General features: G+C 71.6%; 15 protein-coding genes. 5 read left to right on the forward strand and 10 right to left on the reverse strand.

The features are described from left to right. Positions 1-47: 47 nt before the first annotated feature. The 5 genes from AB0D18_RS19665 to AB0D18_RS19685 form a co-directional block, all read right to left on the reverse strand. Positions 48-1,406 carry a VWA-like domain-containing protein gene (locus AB0D18_RS19665; protein WP_362419740.1) on the reverse strand — a complete coding sequence of 453 codons (1,359 nt, stop codon included), beginning with the start codon at positions 1,404-1,406 and terminating at the stop codon, positions 48-50. Further along, complete coding sequence (locus tag AB0D18_RS19670) at positions 1,403-2,614, reverse strand: MoxR family ATPase (RefSeq protein WP_362420108.1); 1,212 nt, start codon at positions 2,612-2,614, stop codon at positions 1,403-1,405. Before AB0D18_RS19670 ends, AB0D18_RS19665 begins: the two co-directional genes overlap by 4 nt. Before the next feature lie 226 nt (positions 2,615-2,840). Beyond that, positions 2,841-4,259, reverse strand: coding sequence for a hypothetical protein (locus AB0D18_RS19675; RefSeq protein ID WP_362419743.1), 1,419 nt, complete (start codon positions 4,257-4,259; stop codon positions 2,841-2,843). 236 nt (positions 4,260-4,495) lie between these two features. Continuing rightward, positions 4,496-7,084, reverse strand: a complete 2,589-nt coding sequence (locus tag AB0D18_RS19680; RefSeq protein WP_362419746.1) for an FtsX-like permease family protein — start codon at positions 7,082-7,084, stop codon at positions 4,496-4,498. Beyond that, positions 7,081-7,851 carry an ABC transporter ATP-binding protein gene (locus AB0D18_RS19685; RefSeq protein WP_362420111.1) on the reverse strand — a complete coding sequence of 257 codons (771 nt, stop codon included), beginning with the start codon at positions 7,849-7,851 and terminating at the stop codon, positions 7,081-7,083. The genes AB0D18_RS19680 and AB0D18_RS19685 overlap by 4 nt, the downstream gene beginning before the upstream one ends. Before the next feature lie 538 nt (positions 7,852-8,389). On the opposite strand from AB0D18_RS19685, the gene AB0D18_RS19690 reads away from it, so the two are divergent. The 3 genes from AB0D18_RS19690 (at position 8,390) to AB0D18_RS19700 (ending at position 11,045) form a co-directional block, all read left to right on the forward strand. After that, positions 8,390-9,151 (forward strand): DUF4232 domain-containing protein, encoded by a 762-nt coding sequence (locus AB0D18_RS19690; RefSeq protein ID WP_362419749.1) that lies wholly within the window; start codon positions 8,390-8,392, stop codon positions 9,149-9,151. Between the two features lie 182 nt (positions 9,152-9,333). After that, a complete protein-coding gene (locus tag AB0D18_RS19695; protein ID WP_362419752.1) occupies positions 9,334-10,257 on the forward strand; it encodes a hypothetical protein in 924 nt (307 codons plus the stop codon). After that, a complete protein-coding gene (locus tag AB0D18_RS19700) occupies positions 10,254-11,045 on the forward strand; it encodes an alpha-L-glutamate ligase (RefSeq protein WP_362419755.1) in 792 nt (263 codons plus the stop codon). The genes AB0D18_RS19695 and AB0D18_RS19700 overlap by 4 nt, the downstream gene beginning before the upstream one ends. Here AB0D18_RS19700 and AB0D18_RS19705 read toward each other — a convergent pair. Both AB0D18_RS19705 and AB0D18_RS19710 read right to left on the reverse strand, forming a co-directional pair. Next, positions 11,035-11,694 carry an isochorismatase family protein gene (locus AB0D18_RS19705; RefSeq protein ID WP_362419758.1) on the reverse strand — a complete coding sequence of 220 codons (660 nt, stop codon included), beginning with the start codon at positions 11,692-11,694 and terminating at the stop codon, positions 11,035-11,037. The two genes, AB0D18_RS19700 and AB0D18_RS19705, sit on opposite strands and share 11 nt — an antisense overlap. 79 nt (positions 11,695-11,773) lie before the next feature. Continuing rightward, positions 11,774-12,709, reverse strand: a complete 936-nt coding sequence (locus AB0D18_RS19710) for an MBL fold metallo-hydrolase (RefSeq protein ID WP_362419760.1) — start codon at positions 12,707-12,709, stop codon at positions 11,774-11,776. 91 nt (positions 12,710-12,800) lie between these two features. On the opposite strand from AB0D18_RS19710, the gene AB0D18_RS19715 reads away from it, so the two are divergent. Further along, complete coding sequence (locus AB0D18_RS19715) at positions 12,801-13,499, forward strand: TetR/AcrR family transcriptional regulator (RefSeq protein ID WP_362419763.1); 699 nt, start codon at positions 12,801-12,803, stop codon at positions 13,497-13,499. Here AB0D18_RS19715 and AB0D18_RS19720 read toward each other — a convergent pair. Further along, positions 13,468-14,448 (reverse strand): oxidoreductase, encoded by a 981-nt coding sequence (locus AB0D18_RS19720; protein ID WP_362419766.1) that lies wholly within the window; start codon positions 14,446-14,448, stop codon positions 13,468-13,470. The genes AB0D18_RS19715 and AB0D18_RS19720 overlap by 32 nt on opposite strands. An 81-nt stretch (positions 14,449-14,529) precedes the next feature. Here AB0D18_RS19720 and AB0D18_RS19725 point away from each other — a divergent pair, with 81 nt between their 5' ends. Next, positions 14,530-15,138 (forward strand): TetR family transcriptional regulator, encoded by a 609-nt coding sequence (locus tag AB0D18_RS19725; protein ID WP_362419769.1) that lies wholly within the window; start codon positions 14,530-14,532, stop codon positions 15,136-15,138. Positions 15,139-15,233: 95 nt separating this feature from the next. Here AB0D18_RS19725 and AB0D18_RS19730 read toward each other — a convergent pair whose 3' ends face one another. Together AB0D18_RS19730 and trxA are read right to left on the reverse strand one after the other, a co-directional pair. Continuing rightward, a complete protein-coding gene (locus tag AB0D18_RS19730) occupies positions 15,234-15,806 on the reverse strand; it encodes a transcriptional regulator (RefSeq protein ID WP_362419772.1) in 573 nt (190 codons plus the stop codon). Between the two features lie 188 nt (positions 15,807-15,994). Continuing rightward, complete coding sequence (trxA, locus tag AB0D18_RS19735) at positions 15,995-16,327, reverse strand: thioredoxin (RefSeq protein ID WP_362419775.1); 333 nt, start codon at positions 16,325-16,327, stop codon at positions 15,995-15,997. Between the last annotated feature and the right edge of the window lie 11 nt (positions 16,328-16,338).

Below are 16,338 nucleotides of genomic sequence, written 5' to 3' on the forward strand. Positions count from 1 at the left end.
GCCGGCACGGCGAAGTACCGCTGGTACGGCAAATGTTCAATCCACGGTCAGCCGATGGTCACGACCCGGGCCCAGTCCGGTGGTGTGTCCGGTACGTAATCCGGGTCGTTCTCGTCCCACGAGGCGGAACCGTACTGGCGGTCGAAGAGGCCGACCACCGTCCGGCACGGGGGCCGGCTGCCCGGCCAGGGAGTCTGCCCATCGGTCAGGGCCACGATGACGTCCGGCCGGGGGTGGGTGCGCAGTGCCGCGGCGAAGCCGGTGCGGAGGTCCGTGCCGCCGCCGCCCACCAGCTCGATTCCCTCGGCGCGGCACAGCGGGTGGGCGACGCGGGCCGCCGCGTCGCACGACAGCACCCTGATCAGGTCGCGCCGGCCGCCGACCGCGCGGGAGATCGCGGCGACTTCGAGGAGGGCGCTGCCCAGTTCGGTGTCGCTGACCGACCCTGACGTGTCGATGACGACGCAGACGTGGGGCGGGCGGCGGCGCAGGCTCGGCAGGACGATGCCGGGCAGGCCGGCCGAGCGGCGGGAGGGGCGGCCGTAGGAGTAGTCCTCGCCCGCGCCCGACCCGGAGGTGGCGGCGCGGAGTGCCGCGCCCAGCAACTCCCGCCAGGGCTGCGGCGGATGGAAGGCCTGCTCCGCCCAGCGGCGCCAGCCCTCCGGGGTGTCGCCGGGACGGGCCTTCATGCCCTGGGCGACGCGGAAGCGGACCGCGTCCTGTTCCTGTGCGCTGAGGCCGTGCGCGCCGTCCGGACCCAGGTCCCACTCGCGTTCGAGGCCGTCGGCGCCACTGCCGCAGTCCAGCCAGGACAGGTGGTGGGTGCGCGGGCCGAGGCGGAACTGGTACAGGTAGTCCTCCATCAGCTCGCCGTCGGAGAGGCCGATCGACTGCGGGTCGACGGCGCCTTCGGGCTTGGCCAGTCCGTCGCCGAACGCGTCGTCGTTGATCTCGCAGTCCGCGGCGATGTTCATCCGCAGCCGGTCCCCCGGGCCGGTCAGGCCACGTTGCCGGGCGACCCGGTCGCTGCGTCCGTGGTGGTCGCGCAGCAGGTGGGACACCTCGTGCACCCATACCCCTGCGAGGTCCTCGACGGGCGTGCGGTCCACGAACCCCGGCGACACGTAGCAGCGCCAGTGCCGGTCGACGGCCATCGTGGGTACGGAGCGGGAGGCCACGGTGTGCAGGGCGAAGAGGGCGGTCGCCAGGTAGGGGCGGGCGCGGGCGGCCTGGAGCCGGGCGGCGAAGAGTTTGCCGAGGTCGAGGTCGAGGTCGAGGGCGGGGGCAGGGGCGGGGTCGGGGTCGGGGGCGGGGGCGGGGTCGAGGGCGGGGTCGGGGGCGTAGCCAGGGCGGCCGGTATCAAGGGCTCCCGTGCCCGGCGTCCCTTCTTGTACGTACGTACTCATCGGCCCGCCCCCGCCCCCGCCTGCGCCTGCGCGCCGGCCGCGACCCGGCCCGCGGCCCGGTCCGCCCGCCGCGACAGGTCGACCGCGCCCGCGAGCCGCTCGATCGATGCCGGTACGTCCCAGTCCTGCTGCCGCAGCGAGGCGAGAGTGGTCGCCGGGACGACCACCAGATCCGGGGCGCCGGTCTCCATCGCCCGTACGAGAAGTGACCACGCCGCGTCCCACCGGGCCCGGTCGGGGCGGTTGCGTACGGCGGCCACCACGCCGTCGAGCACCGCCTGCCGCAGGTCGCCGCGCTCGGGAAATTCGGCGGCGGCCGGGTCGGCGAGGAGCTCTTCCGGGTCCGGAAGGTCCATCCGGTCGATACTGGCCAGCAGTTCCAGCCCTGGCCCGTCCCCCACCGTCCCCCTGACCAGCTGCGACAGTACGTCCCGGTCCGATCCCGCCGCGGTCGCGAACGCAATGAGGTGCAGGGTCATCTCCCAGCTGCGCGGCGAAGGCCACGGCCCGCCCCTGCGGGTCTCGCTGCTGGGCAGCCGGTGGACGAGCGTGGGGCGTGCGGCGAGCAGCCCGCACACCGCGCGCCGGGCGAACGCCACGGCCTCCACGAGCCGCTGCGGGTCCAGTTGAGGGAGGCCGGCCCGGGGCCACGTACCGCCGAGGCCCCGTACGACGACGTCGTGGTCGTGCGTCCACTGGAGGTGTACGAACCGGTTGGCGAGCGGCGGGCTGAGCTCCCAGCCGTCGGCCGCCGAGGAACGCGGGTTGGCGGCGGCCACGATCCGTACGTCGGGCGGCAGTTGAAGAGAACCGATGCGCCGTTCCAGTACGAGGCGGAGGAGGGCGGCCTGCACGGCGGGCGGGGCGGTGGACAGCTCGTCCAGGAACAACAGCCCCCGGCCGGCCCGCACGAGTCGCACGGCCCAGTCCGGCGGAGCCATCGGAACCCCCTGCTCCGCAGGATCGTCGCCGACTACGGGCAACCCGGAGAAGTCGGACGGCTCGTGCACGCTGGCGATGACCGTGGTGAGAGGAAGGTCCAGGGAGGCGGCGAGCTGGGTCAGCGCGGCGGTCTTACCGATCCCGGGCTCCCCCCAGAGAAGAACGGGCAGATCGGCGGCGACGGCAAGGGTCAGCGCTTCGAGCTGGGTGTCGGGACGGGGCTCGGTGGTGGTGTCCCGCAGGAGGGTCAACAGGTGGGCGGCCACGTCGAGTTGGGGGGTGGCGGCTGAGGGGGCTGGGGCTGAGGGGGTGGGGGCTTCGGCAGCGGTGTCGACAACAGCGAACGGAGCGTATGCGGTCAAGCTTGATCACCTTTGGGTGTGAGGTGGGGCGGGTGGATGTACTCGCGCACGGGTCACGCAAGTCACGGAGGTCACGCGGGTCACGCGGTAATGCGCATCGCGCAGGTCGGCGGGGTGCCCGTGGCGTGGGTCAGCGGCGGGCGTGGCGGGGGCGAGGAACGCGGTCCGGAAGGGGGTAGCGGCCAGGCCTCGTTCGGGGCGGGCTGATCCGGCCGCTTGCGGCGCCGGAGCCGGAACCCGAGCCGCTTCCGGCCAGGCCGGCCCTGAACAGTCCGTACGAGATCCGGCGGCGGGCGGCCGCTTCCAGCTCGTCCCGCAGCGGGCCGTTGCGCAGCAGCGCGTCCGGGCCGATCAGGCCCTCGACGACGGCCAGTGCCCCGGCGGTGTCACCGTGGTCCAGCCGTTCGCGAACTCCGGTGAGGCAGTGTGGGTTGCGGTGCGCCTCGTCGATGGCCTGGAAGCAGGGCAGTGGAGTGCCCGTGAGCGCGGCCAGCAGTTCCTCGCGACGAATCTCGGCGGGGTCGTGGTCGAGCGCGGCCAGTACGCCGTCGACCAGGCCGATCCGGTGCCGTGCTCCCCGGCAGTCCACCAGGTGCGGATCCCCGGTCCGCCGCTCCGGAGCCCCGTCCGGCCTCCGCGGCGAACGGTCCGACGGCGCCAGCGCCGAGGCGACCAGCGGATGCAGGCGGCCGGCCTCGAACGTACCGGTACGCAGCAGTTCGAGATCGGGCAGCACCCACGTCGCAGCGTCCGGAAGGAGAGGCAGTCGCGCAGGCACGAGTGTGGAGCGCTCGGCGGTCAGCTCCGAGAGCCGGGCTGCGGCTGCCTCCCCCTCCCGGTCCGGCTCCAGGAGCAACTGCCGGCCCCCGACCCGTACCCGAACAGCATCCGTGCTGGTCAGCCCCTCGGCCTGGAGCAGAATCCGCGCCTCCGCCGACCACCGGTCGACGGCACAGTGGTGCCCGGGCGGCAGTACCTCCGTCTGCTCGGGGTCCGCCCCCGACCCTGCCCGGAACCGCAGCTCGTCGGCCCTGCGCGCGTCCCACAGATGTCGGTGCAGATCGAGCCGGAACCGTCGGCTGGGGTGGGGGTGCGGGTGGGGGTGGCGCCAGCGGTCGTCCTTACCGTGGGATCCGTCCCACAGTGCCAGGCTCATCCGCTGTCCGGCATCCGCCCAGGCCGGCGGGGTCCGCACGACGAGATGGAGCTCCCCCGCGCCGAAGGCACCGTACCGGGCGAGGGAAATGGTCAGCCCTGGCCGAAGCAACCCGTCGGGAGCAATCCTCGGCATGTGCCAGCGCAGCAGATCGGGTGCGAACGCGCGGAGATCGTCCCGCACCCGGGCGGCAAGCTCCTGGCCGAACGCATGCGCCACAGTGCGCAGTTGAAGGTCTACGTCGATGCCTGCGGCGGCACACGCCCCCGCCCAGTCGCCGTCACGACGGCGGGCGGTCGCAGTCTCGATCATGGACGGCGGCACGGCGAACTCGCGCACGCGCCGCCAGAAGGAAGGTTGCGGGGAAGCCCTGTTCGCGGTCTCAGTGAGCATCAGCACTCACCTTGCGCGGACGGGTCCCCCAATCTGTTCATCACTGAAGTCGTCATCGCGGGGAGCATAGCCCGCCCGGCCACGAGTCCACCAGGATTTTCCGGACGCAACACGGGGCGCCGTACCGGACGCAACACGGGGTGCCGTACCGGGCGCCGTACCGGGCGAAGACTGCGGGGCCCGGTCCGCCACTGCGGTCCGGGCCCCGATACGTACTGCTGCCACCTGCTACTGGGTCACTGCTTGCCCGCACTCGCCTCCAGCGGGCGGATCCGCAGCAGGGCCCTGGTCGGGAAGGCCGTGGCGGCGAGGGTCAGGAGGACCGCGCCCGCGGCCAGCGGGACGGCGACCGTCAGGGGGACGGACGGGCCCGAGCCGGTGATGCCCCGGGCGATGGGGAGCAGGGTCGCCCAGGCGATCGCGCCGCCGAGGAGCAGGCCGGTGCCCGCGACCAGCAGGGCTTCCCAGTGCATCATTCCCTTGACCTGGCGGCGGGTGGTGCCGGACAGACGCAGCAGGCCGACTTCGCGGCGGCGGTCCAGGACCGTCATCACGAGGGTGTTGGCGGCGGCGATGGCGGCGAAGCCGCCGAGGACCGCTGCCATCACGGTGTTGGCCCAGGCGCCGAGCTCCTGGTTGAGGTCGGCCTGGACGCCGTACCCTGCCGCGTCGGTGACGGTCGCGGTCGGGGCGAGGTTCTTCAACTCGCCGGCCAAGGATGCCTGTTCGGCGCCCGGCTTGGCGGCGATCAGGACCTGGGAGTCGTACGGGGCCGTGACGTGGGCGGCGAGGGCCTCGCGCGGCATCAGCACCTGGCCGACGCCCAGACCCCGGCTGTACGTGGCGACCAGCTTGGGCTTGACCTTGGTGCCGTCGCCGAGGCGCAGCGGGACAGGATCTCCGAGGCGTACGTCGAGGGTTTCGGCGAGGTTCGCGTCGAGGGCGACGGTGTCCCGGGAGCTGCCGAGTGCGGTGAAGGAGCCGGTGCGTATGCCCAGGTCGAGGACCTTGGGCAGGTGCGCCGGGTTGCCCGATATACCGAGGGCCGTCGCGGAGTTCAGGTCCTGCGTGGCGTCGTAGACGACTCCGGTACGGAGGATTCCGGTGGCGCTCTCGACACCGGGGAGGGCCGCTGCGTACCCGGCGGTGGCGGCGGGGAGCCCCGGGCCTGCCAGATTTCCCGGTGCGAGGACCCGGTCGGCGACGACTGACGTGGCGACGTTGCGTGCGGAGGCGTCGCGGACGGTGCTCTGCATGAAGACGAGCGTTCCGCAGAAGGCGATCACCATGACGATGGGGGTGATCGCGGAGGCCAGCCGACGTGCGTTGACCCGGGTGTTGTCGGCTGCCAGGGAGCCCGGCGCGCCCGCCGCGCCCGCCCGGAGGGGGAAGGAGAGCATGCCGGTGCTGAGACGGGCGATCACCGGGCCGAGCAGGGCGACACCGGCGAGGAAGCACATGACGACGCCGAGGGCGGTCGTCGCCGCCTTGTCCCCGCTGAGCTGGGAGGCGACGGCTGCCATGATCGCGCCGCCCGCACAGAAGACGATGCCGAAGACGGTACGGACGGTGCCGAGCGTGGAGGTCGCGACGGCGGCTTCGCCGAGGGCGAGGCCGGGGCGGAGGTTCGCGGGGCGCCGCGCGGCGAAGTAGCCTGCGGCGAGGGCCGACAGGACGCTCAGGAGTATGGCTGCGACGACCGGCAGCACCCCGGAGTCCAGGGTGATCTGGGGCGGAACGGCTCCCCTGGAGACGAGTTCGCCGAACCACCAGCGGGCGAGTGCGTAGCCGGGGACCGCCCCGAGGAGACCGGCGGCGGGGGCAAGCATCATCGCTTCGGTGGCGATCGTGCGGCGGATCTGCCTGGGGGTCGCGCCGATCGCCCTGAGCAGGGCGAACTCGCGGGCGCGCTGGGAGGTGGCGAGGGCGATGGTGCCCGAGATGACGAAGACGGCCGTCATCGCGGCGACTCCGCCGAAGGAGGCACCGAGACCGATGAGGTACGTCTCGCCGGCCGCCAGCGCGGGCAGTTCCGCCATGCCGCGGTCGGTCCCGGTGAGGACCTTCGCCTTGCCGCCGACCGCCCGCACGACCTGGGCTGCGAGCGCGTCCGTACTGGTCCCGCCCTTGGGCATGACGAGGATCGCGTCGGCCTTTCCGGGGTGGCCGGAGAGGCGGTCGGCGGTGCCGGGGGCGAACCAGGCGTTCGTACCGAGCGGCGAGGGGGCGGCGAGGCCCGAGATCCGGTACGTTCCGGTGCCGCCGGCGGAGGTGAGGGCGATGCGGTCGCCGATCTTCAACTTGGCCTTGCGGGCGGCCTGTTGGTCGAGGACGACCTCCCGGGCTGACGGGGCGCGGCCTTCGGCGAGGGGGCCGGCCGCGGCGATGCTGCCGCCGGTGAGCGGCGGCTTCTTGTCCTGCTGCGTCACGGGGGACGACTTCCCGTGCTGCTGCGTCACGGGGGACGACTTCCCGTGCTGCTGCACCACGAGGAAGGACACGTCGGGCACCGCCGAAGCGACCCCCGGGCCTGCGGCGATCCGGGCCGCCAGCGCGGTGTCCACACGGCCCCGTTCGGGCAGCGGCGCGGACACAGTCGTCTCGTTCTCGCTGCCCCGGTTCATGACCTTCGAGGTGTACGGGTCGGCGGCGACGACCACCGGGGCGTGCGCGTACCGCACCGGGTCGGCCTTCGCGGTGATGCCGGTCTGGAGGAGCGCGCCGCAGGCGGCGATGACGGCCGCGCCGAGGAGCAGGGCGACGAAGCTGCCCACGAAGGAGGCGGGACGGAAGCGGATGGATGCCCGCGCGAGGCCGTTTCTCATGCTGCGGCCCCTGCGAAGTGGCGGGCGGGGGCGGCGAGTGCGGCCATGTGGGCGGCCACCGACTGCGGGTCGGGGTGGCGGAGCTCGCCCGCAAGGACGCCGTCGGCCAGGAACAGCACCCGGTCGGCGTGCGAGGCGGCCACCGGGTCGTGGGTGACCATGACGACGGTGGCGCCCATGGAGTCAACGGCCCGGCGCAGCAGTCCGAGTACCTCCTGTGCGGTACGGGTGTCCAGGGCGCCGGTCGGCTCGTCCGCGAACACCACTTCGGGGCGGGTGATCAGTGCGCGGGCGATGGCGACGCGCTGCTGCTGGCCGCCGGAGAGCTGGCCGGGGCGGCGGTCGCCGTGCTCGGGCAGGCCGACCTGGGTGAGAAGTTCCTGGGCGAGGCGGCGGTCCTGCCTGCCGCCCGCGAGGCGCTGCGGAAGCAGCACGTTCTGCGCGACGGTCAGGGAGGGGAGGAGGTTGAAGGACTGGAAGACGAAGCCGATGCGGGAGCGCCGCAGTTCGGTGAGGCGGTCCTCGCGGAGGTGCGAGATGGCCTCGCCGCCGAGGAGCACCTCGCCGGAGGTGGGCCGGTCGAGCCCGGCCGCGCACTGGAGGAAGGTGCTCTTGCCGGAGCCGGAGGGGCCCATCACGGCGGTGAAGCCGCCGCGCGGCAGGACGAGGTCCATGCCGCGCAGGGCGTGCACAGTGGCGGCGCCGCGCCCGTAACTGCGGGTTATGGCGCGCAGCTCGATCGCCGGGGCCTCGCTCCTGGGGCGCATCGTGCGCGTCTCGGTGTGCGTGCGGTCTCGACGCAAGGCCATGACGTCCCTTTCTGCACGGCTCGACAAGGGGTGAGCCGCTGGTGGAAGTGCGGTGCGGTGATGCCTCCAACGGTAGAAAGTCCGAGGTCAGACGACCATGGGGCCAACCGCGCTCTCTGGGTGGTGCTAGCCCCCCGAGGCGAATGGTGGTCAACCGCACCACGGGCTGCGGTCAACCGCAGCCGGGGGTGCGGTCAACCGCAGCAGGAGGCCGGGCAGAGGCGTCGGCAGGCTCCGGACGCCGTAGCGAAGGGGTCGGTTGACGGGTTGCCGAGGAGAAAAAAACGGAGCCGCGTGAAGGAGTCGTGAAACCAAAAAACCGCAGGTCAGAGGGAGATAGCAAAGCGTTAGCGGAACAACAGCGGAACGACAGGGCAGGGCCCCAAGCTGAAAGCAGAACAGATGCCCGCACCGCAGAACGAGCTCCTGCAACAGCAGACCGAGCCCGTGCACAAGGCATCGGCCGCACACCCTCTCGACCTACGGGGAGCTCCACATGCGTATTTCCGCCCGCCGCCCTGCCATCCTCGCCGCGACCGCCTTCGCCGCCCTCTCCCTGTCGCTCACCGCCTGTGGCGGGGGCAACGGCACGAAGGACGCCGGAGCCGGCGCCACCGCCCCGGTCGGGAGCTCGGCGTCCGACTCCGCCGGGAAGAAGGACACGGCCGCGGGCACCGGCGGCGCTTCGGGCGAGGCGGACAAGGGCACCGGCGGTTCCGACACCTCCGGTTCCGGCACGTCGGGTTCCGCGACCGCGGGTTCCGGTAAGCCGGGTTCCGCCTCCGGCGGGGCCACCCAGACCGGTTCCAAGAGCAAGAGCGGCGGCAAGGCCCCTGCCTGCGGGTACAACGACGTGCAGATCTCCGCGGAGAAGCAGGACGGCCCGCCCTACACCCACATCACGCTGACCGCGAAGAACACCTCGGGCCACTCCTGCACCATGGAGAAGTACCCGCTGATCGCGTTCGGCGAGATCCAGACCGCCAAGGACGTCCCGGCCGTCGCCAAGAGCAAGCCCCCGGTCGCCGTCGTCCTGGAGCCGGGTGCGCCCGCCTACGCCGCGGTGCGCGTCAACAACGGCGGTCAGAAGGAGGACGGCCACGCCGTCAGCTCCTTCAATGTGAACCTCTTCACCGGCGGCGCCCCGACCGAGGGCAGCAAGCAGGTCAGCGTGAAGGACGGCATCCAGGTCACCGACAAGTTCGCGAAGACCGGCTACTGGACGTACGAGCTGCGCAACGGCGCCGACGACTTCTAAGCGGAACGCACCCCACAGACCGGCCGTCCCTACGGATTCCCCCATCCGTAGGGACGGCCTTCCGCCGTGCCCCTCCCCTCACCGCCGGGCGGCAGGTCACCGCCTGACGGACCATGACATCCTGATGTGTCACAGCGCGCCGGACGGGATCGGCGGACGGCCGCGGGTTTTGGGGAACATCGATGAGGCTCTGCTTCCTGGTGGAAGAGCACTACCGTCACGACGGCATGCCCATCGAGGTGATCCGCACGCTGACGTCGTGGGGACACCGGGTGGACGTGGTGCGGCCCGGCGGTTCCCTGCTGGACATGACCGAGGCGGTACGGGCGGGCTCGCACGACGCCTGGGTGCTCAAGACGGTGTCCGGCGGCCCCGGTCTCACCCTCCTCGAAGCGGCGGCCGAGGCCGGTCTGACGACCGTCAACGACGCCCGGGCCATACGCCGCGTACGCGACAAGGCCCTGGCGGCGGCGATCGGCCGCAACCACGGCCTCCCCGTCCCGCCGACCTACGCGGCCGCCAGCCCCCCACTCCTCCTGGAGATACCGGAGTCGCAGTACCCGCTGGTCGTCAAGCCCGCCGACGGCAGCGCGGGCCGCTCCGTCCACCTGGTGCCTACGCCGGAGCGGCTCACGGCACTGCTCCCCGAACTGGCAGGCGAGGGCATGCTGATCGCCCAGCCGTACGTGGCCAACTCGGGCGTCGACCTGAAGGTGTACTGCGTCGGGGGCAGGCTGTACGCCACCGAGCGCAGCTCCCCGCTCCACCCTGAGCACACCGTGCGCGAGCGCCGGGTGCCGCTGCCGGCCGAGGTCGCGGAGACCGTCGCCCGGGTGGGGGCCGTGTACGGGCTCGACCTGTACGGGGTGGACGTGCTGCTCGGCCCGGACGGGCCGGTCGTCGTGGACGTGAACGACTTCCCGAGCTTCCGGCGGGTGCCGGACGCGGCGGGGCAGGTGGCGCGTGCGGTGCTGGAGCTGGCACGGAGGGGGCCCGTCACCGCTGCCGGTGCGTTCTCCGTACCGTCGCCCCGACCGCACCCCGAACCCCTCGTGCCCCCGGAGCACCTCGGACAGATTCCGGTCACGGCCGGTGAGAACGCATGAGGATCGGCCTGATCACGCCCGCTCCCGACCACCCCTTGCTTGCCGCGACCACTGCGCTGCTCGCCCCGGACCACGCGGTGGAGGTGTTGAATCCGGATACCGTACGGTCCGTCTCCGACCGGCCGCACGCCGACGTCTACCTGCTCAAGTCCAGAACGCCGCACGCTCTCGCTCTGGCTCGCGAACTGGAGCGACGCGGTGCGCGCATGGTGAACTCGGCCGCGGCGACGGCGCGCGTACAGGACCGTACAGAAATGGCGGACATGGCACGGCAGGCCGGACTCCCGTTCGCCCCCACCCGCACTTTCGCCGCGCTTTCGGAGCTCGCAGGCCTCGCCGACCCGGTCGTGGTCAAGAGCCGGCACAGCTACAAGGGCGATCTCGTGGCCCGCGTCGACAGCCACGTACAGCTGCGGGAACTGGCTGAGCGGCACCCCCAGGAGCCGGTCGTGGTGCAGGAGTTCGCCCCGAACAGCGGCTGGGACCACAAGCTGTGGGCCGTCGGCGACCAGGTCTTCGCCGCCCTGCGCCGCTCCGAACTCGCGCCCGGCGAGCAGGGCGAGACCCGCCCTCTGGCACCGGCCGACCTGCCGTCCGGCTGGGCCGACCTGGTACGCCGGGTGGGCGAGGTCTTCGCGCTCGACGTGTACGGGGTCGATGTCATCGGCACAGGCGGGGATGCGGATGCGCGTGTTCCGCTGATTGTGGACATCAACGCCTTCCCCGGCATCCGGAATCAGCCGGGCGCCCCGGAGGCCCTGGCAGCACTGGCGCTGGTCAGGCCCTGAGTTCGTCGACGGTACGGGCGACCGTGCCGAACAGGTCGGAGACCGTGGTCAGGCTCGCGGCCTGCAACACCTCCGACGGAAGCGTGGAACCGTCCGGCGCCAGGAGCGAGCGTGTCGCGGTGGCCTCGGCGACGACGGTCGGGCGGTGGCCGAGGTTGAAGGCGCCCTGCGCGGTGAAGAGAACGCACATATGTGTCATGAACCCGGCGATGACGAGGCTGCCGCCGCCACCCAGCCCTTCCAAAATCTCCTGGAGGTCCGTCTGGTGGAAGGCGTTGGGGAACTGCTTGACGACGACCTTCTCCCCCTCGACCGGGGCGACTTCACCGCTGATCGCGCCGATCTCGGCCCGGATGTCGTACGGGGTGCCCTCTCCGCCGTCGTTGACGACGTGGACGACGGGGGCGCCGGCGGCGCGGGCCGCGGCGAGCAGCCGGGCACCGGCGGCCACGGCCTCTTCGGCGCCGTCGAGCTGCATGACGCCGGTGCGGTAGGTGTTCTGGAAGTCGATCAGGAGCAGGGTCGACTCGCTCAGCCGCGGCAGCTCCTGGGAGAAGCCGTTCAGTGCGCGCAGGGTGATGGAGGCTGACAGCCGCGGCAGCTCCTGGGAGAAGCCGTTCAGTGCGCGCAGGGTGATGGAGGCTGACATGGGAATTCCTTCGGGGTTCGGTGGAAGTGTTGCATCGGTCGGGCAGAGCTCTTACCGCCAGGCTCTTACCGCCCGGCTCTTAGCGCAGGCTCTTCTTGGCGCCGGCCGGCTCCAGGTCGACGAGCTTTGGGGCGATGCCCTTGTCCTTGAACGCCTTCACGAGGGACGCCATGTCCTCGGAGTAGATGTTCCAGCTGTCGGTGTGCACGGCAACCACCTTGCGGGGGTTGAGGTCCTTCGCGACCAGGGCCGCGTCCTTGGAGGTCAGGGTCAGCGGGGCGTTGTCGAGGATCGCGGGGGTGCGGGCGGCGCCGGCGAAGAGGACGACCGTGTCGATGCGCCCGACCTCCTTCTCGATGCGGTCGCCGACCTTCTTGGCGACCTTGACCGAGGCGTTGTCGCCTGAGATGTAGGTCGTCGGGACGCCCTTGCCGCTGAGTACGAAGCCGGTGACCTCGCCGTCCGCGCCGCGGTCCACACCGTCGGGGCCGTGCAGGGCGGGCACCGCGGTGACCTTGACGGTGCCGCGCGAGGTCTTCAGCTTCTTGGAGTCCCAGCTCTTCAGACCCGTGACGTGCTTGCCGAGACGCTGGTGCGCGCCGGGAGTGGAGAGCACGACGGGTATGTCCTTGAGCAGTGCGCGGCCCGAGTCGTCGAGGTTGTCGTCGTGCTGGTCGTGCGAGAGCAACACCGCGTCGATCTTCCCGAGCCTGTCGACGCCGAACGCGGGGGCCTGCTTCTTCTCCAGGCCGCTCGGGTACTTCTTGGGCGCGTCAAAGGTGGGGTCGAGCAGGATGCGCGCCCCGGCGATCTCCAGGACCGCGGTCGGTCCGCCCACGTGCGTCACGGTGAACGCGGCGCTGGAGTGCTTGTCCTTGCTCTTGTCCTGAGTGACAGGGCTCTTGTCCTGGCTGACAGGGCTCTTGTCCTTGGCGACGGCATGGGTGCCGCAACCGGCGAGAAGGGCCACGCCCGCGGTGGCCGAGGCAACACGGAGGAATGTCGAACGATTCATGGAAGCAACGCTAACACACATCGTTATCGACGATAACAATCCCTGGTCGGAGCCGTTAGCGTTGATATCCGCCACTGTTATCGTGGGAACCATGTCGACCGCACGAGAGCGCATCCTGGAAGCCACCGCGGAACTGCTCGCCACCAAGGACGCGCTGGCGATCTCCACCCGGTCCATCTGCGACCGCGCCAAGGTCGGCATGCCGGAGATCTACCGCCAGTTCGGCGACAAGCAGGGGCTGCTCACGGCGGTCGCCGACCTCGGCTTCGAGCGCTTCCTCGCCAACAAGAGGCGCAACCCGCTCAGCGACGACCCGGTGGCCGACCTCCGTACCGCCTGGGACAGTCACGTCTCCTTCGCCCTCGGCAACCCGCATCTCTACCGGCTGATGTTCACGCCGACCGGCGAAGCGGAGGACGCCAAACCGCAGGCGATCAAGGAGGCCCAGGCGCTGCTCCTGTCGGCGGTGGAACGCTGCCGCGCGGTCGGCCGACTCCGTACGACACCCGAACTCGCAGGCCAGGCGATCCTCTCCGCCAACGTGGGCGTGTGCCTGATGGCTCTGTCCTTCCCGGAGCTCTTCGGCAGCCCCGACATCTCCCGATCCGTACGCGACGCCGTCCTCGGCAAGGTCACCGGCGACGAGGGCGAGGACACCCGGATCGCCGCCGCGACCGTCCTCGCCCAGGCCCTGGTCGGCACCCTCACGGGAACGGCGCCGGTGGACGGCGCCGCCCTGGACGACCTGACCCGCGCACTCAGGCCGTCGGGACCGCCCGAGAAGGTGTGAACGGGAAGCGCACATCGGTCAGTCGCTCGGAGATCTCCCACAGCCGCCGACCGGTTTCGGCGTCGGACGCGGCAGGGGCGAGCTCCACTCGGGTCGGACCGCCACGCAGTTCCGCCATGCCGTCGGGGCCGATGAAGTCGCCGCCCGACACGTCCGGGGCGGTGGCCGCGTACAGCTGGGGCAGCGCGCCCCGCTCCGGGGACTGCGCGAGCAAAGGGTTGCCGATGCGGCCGAAGACCACCCGCCACAGGCCGACGGGGCCGTTGAGCTGGAGGTTGGTGGCGGCGTAGCCGGGGTGGGCGAGCACGCTGCGCACGGCGCTGCCGGTACGGGTGAGGCGCTGGTGGAGGCTGTGGCCGAAGACAGCGTTGGCGAGTTTGGACTGGTTGTAGGCACCCATCGCCGAGTACGTGCGCGCGCCGTGCAGGTCGTCGAAGTCTATGCGCGCCTTCCGGTTCCGGTGATTGACGGAACTGACCGTCACCACACGGGAGTCGGCGCCGGACGCGGTCAGCAGATCGAGCAGCAGGCCGGTGAGGGCGAAGTGGCCGAGGTGGTTGCAGGCGAACTGCAGCTCATACCCCTGGGCGCTGAGAGTGCGGGGCGGTGCCATCACACCTGCGTTGTTGACGAGGACGTCAAGGTGCGGGCGGTCGGCGTGCAGCCGGTCGGAGAAGGCGCGTACCGAGTCGAGGTCGGCCAGGTCGAGCCGGCACACCTCCAGCCGCGCGTCCGGCTGTTCGGCGGTGATCCCGGCGGCCACCCGCCGCCCCTTCTCCTCGTCCCGTACGGCAAGGATCACGTGGGCGCCGCGGCGGGCGAGCGCCCGGGTAGTGGCCAGACCCAGCCCGCTGCTGGCCCCCGTGACGACACACACCCGGCCGCGCTGGTCGGGAATCCGGGCCGCGGTCCACTGCTGCTGCGCTGACTTGTCGTTGCGTGGAGTCATGCGGCAGAGACTGCCGTTAGTGGCACTTGGTGTCAAGAAGATACTGAGTGCCATGAAGGGCATGCTGTGTAGCATGGCCGGATGAGCACCCGCCCCGAAAGCACCCTCGCCCAGCGCAAGCGTCAGCTCGTCTCCGACGAACTGGCAGAAGCAGCGCTGCAATTGCTGGCGCAGAAGGGGTTCGACGCGGTCACCGTCGACGAGATCGTGGCGACGGCCGGGGTGTCCAAGCGGACGTTCTTCCGCTACTTCGCGTCCAAGGAGGACGTGGTGGTCCAGTTCCTCGCCGACATGGGCATCGGAATCCGCACGGAACTGGCGGCCCGTCCCGCCGGGGAGCGCCCTTCGGTGGCACTGCGGCACGCGGTTTCGGTTCCGCTCGCCGCCTGCGGCGCGGACCACTCGGCCCGGGCACTGCGCGTGGTCCAGCTGATTCTCCGCACGCCCGCTCTGCACGCCCGGTTCCTGGAACGCCAGGCACAGTGGCGCGAGGACCTGGCGACGGAGCTGGCAACCCGTCAGGGACTCGACACGGGCAGCGACCTGTACCCGCAACTGGCCGCCGGGACGGCCCTGACCGCCTTCAACACGGTGCTCCAGCGGTGGAGCGAGAGCAACGGCACCGACGACGCACTGGAACTGATCGGCCGGGCCTTCACGGTCGTCGCCCCGGCGCTGGACGCCTCGTAGGGCCGGGCCGTCGGCCTGGCCGCCCAGCGGGGGACACGAACCCTCCGCCGCTCAACGCGGGGAGGGCCGGGGGAGCCGGTGAGCTCTCGGGGTGGTTATGCCGCGAAGCCCACATTCGTGACGTACTCGTACTGACCCCACTGGCTGCCGAGGTCGACGATCGTGTCCGTCCAGGCGTCGTCCAGGCCCTGCCGGTCGCCGGCCGACCACGATTCGACGATGCGCTCCCAGCGGCGGACGTTCATTGTGCGGTGTTCGATGACACGGCTGAGGCGCTGCTCGACGCGGGACTGGTTGAGGGGGTGGATCTCGACGCGGGTGCCGCGGCCTTCGCGGTTCAGGCGCTTGAGGAGGTGCTGGGCGACGTTCTGGCGGCGCACCACTCGGTAGGCGGCATCGATGCGTTCGAGGTTGGCGCGGGTGGGGGTGCGTTTGCCGTCGAGCCAGGCCTTGAGGGTGCGGTCGGTGACGGTGAGGCCGGCGTCCCGGGCGGAGCGGCGGGCGTGCGGGGTCCTGGTGAGGTAGTGCAGACGGGCCATCAGACCGCGCTTGGCGGTGACCGGGGTAACGATGCCGCCCGCGAGCGCGTCGAGTTGGCGCGCCACGGCGTCGGTGCCCTTGATGCCACTGGCGCCGAACTTCCCGAACTCGATATTCCGTTCAGGCATGCGCTACCTCTTCCTCCCTGGCCATGTCGGCCCACCCTACTCGCGCCGCACGCGCCCCTACGCGTGGCGCTCGCGAAGCCGACGGCAACCGCGACGCGCCCGCGGCCGTGCGGAAGCCGCATGACCGCGGGCGCCGCCGGGTCGTCGCCGGGTCGTCGCCGGGTCGCCGCCGGGGCGTCGCCGGGGCGTCACCGTACGTCGGCGAGCTCCTGCAGCAGCCGCCGCTTGGGCCTGGCGCCCACCATCGACTTCACCGGCTCACCGCCTCGGAAGACCATGAGCGTCGGCATCGACAGCACTCCGTACGCCGCTGCCGTCCCCGGGTTGGTGTCCACGTCCAGCTGTACGACCCTGAGCCGGTCGCGCTCCTCCTCGGCGATCGCGCTGAGCACCGGGGCCAGCTGCCGGCACGGGCCGCACCAGTCGGCGGTGAACTCCACCAGTACCGGGAGTTCGGCCCGCAGCACCTCGTCCGCGAAGTTCGCGTCGGTGACCTCGTCCACCCCTGCTGCCTTGATCATCTTCATCCATC

This window comes from Streptomyces sp. NPDC048442, assembly GCF_040651475.1.
GTDB lineage: Bacteria > Actinomycetota > Actinomycetes > Streptomycetales > Streptomycetaceae > Streptomyces.

What these genes read in the sequence shown, in the direction of transcription:
- AB0D18_RS19695 (WP_362419752.1), top strand. Translation starts at nt 9,334, where the DNA reads ATGAGGCTCTGCTTCCTGGTGGAAGAGCACTACCGTCACGACGGCATG.
- AB0D18_RS19680 (WP_362419746.1), bottom strand. Translation starts at nt 7,084, where the DNA reads ATGAGAAACGGCCTCGCGCGGGCATCCATCCGCTTCCGTCCCGCCTCC.
- AB0D18_RS19665 (WP_362419740.1), bottom strand. Translation starts at nt 1,406, where the DNA reads ATGAGTACGTACGTACAAGAAGGGACGCCGGGCACGGGAGCCCTTGAT.
- AB0D18_RS19705 (WP_362419758.1), bottom strand. Translation starts at nt 11,694, where the DNA reads ATGTCAGCCTCCATCACCCTGCGCGCACTGAACGGCTTCTCCCAGGAG.
- AB0D18_RS19700 (WP_362419755.1), top strand. Translation starts at nt 10,254, where the DNA reads ATGAGGATCGGCCTGATCACGCCCGCTCCCGACCACCCCTTGCTTGCC.
- AB0D18_RS19720 (WP_362419766.1), bottom strand. Translation starts at nt 14,448, where the DNA reads ATGACTCCACGCAACGACAAGTCAGCGCAGCAGCAGTGGACCGCGGCC.
- trxA (WP_362419775.1), bottom strand. Translation starts at nt 16,327, where the DNA reads ATGATCAAGGCAGCAGGGGTGGACGAGGTCACCGACGCGAACTTCGCG.
- AB0D18_RS19710 (WP_362419760.1), bottom strand. Translation starts at nt 12,709, where the DNA reads ATGAATCGTTCGACATTCCTCCGTGTTGCCTCGGCCACCGCGGGCGTG.
- AB0D18_RS19725 (WP_362419769.1), top strand. Translation starts at nt 14,530, where the DNA reads ATGAGCACCCGCCCCGAAAGCACCCTCGCCCAGCGCAAGCGTCAGCTC.
- AB0D18_RS19690 (WP_362419749.1), top strand. Translation starts at nt 8,390, where the DNA reads ATGCGTATTTCCGCCCGCCGCCCTGCCATCCTCGCCGCGACCGCCTTC.
- AB0D18_RS19685 (WP_362420111.1), bottom strand. Translation starts at nt 7,851, where the DNA reads ATGCGCCCCAGGAGCGAGGCCCCGGCGATCGAGCTGCGCGCCATAACC.
- AB0D18_RS19715 (WP_362419763.1), top strand. Translation starts at nt 12,801, where the DNA reads ATGTCGACCGCACGAGAGCGCATCCTGGAAGCCACCGCGGAACTGCTC.
- AB0D18_RS19675 (WP_362419743.1), bottom strand. Translation starts at nt 4,259, where the DNA reads ATGCTCACTGAGACCGCGAACAGGGCTTCCCCGCAACCTTCCTTCTGG.
- AB0D18_RS19730 (WP_362419772.1), bottom strand. Translation starts at nt 15,806, where the DNA reads ATGCCTGAACGGAATATCGAGTTCGGGAAGTTCGGCGCCAGTGGCATC.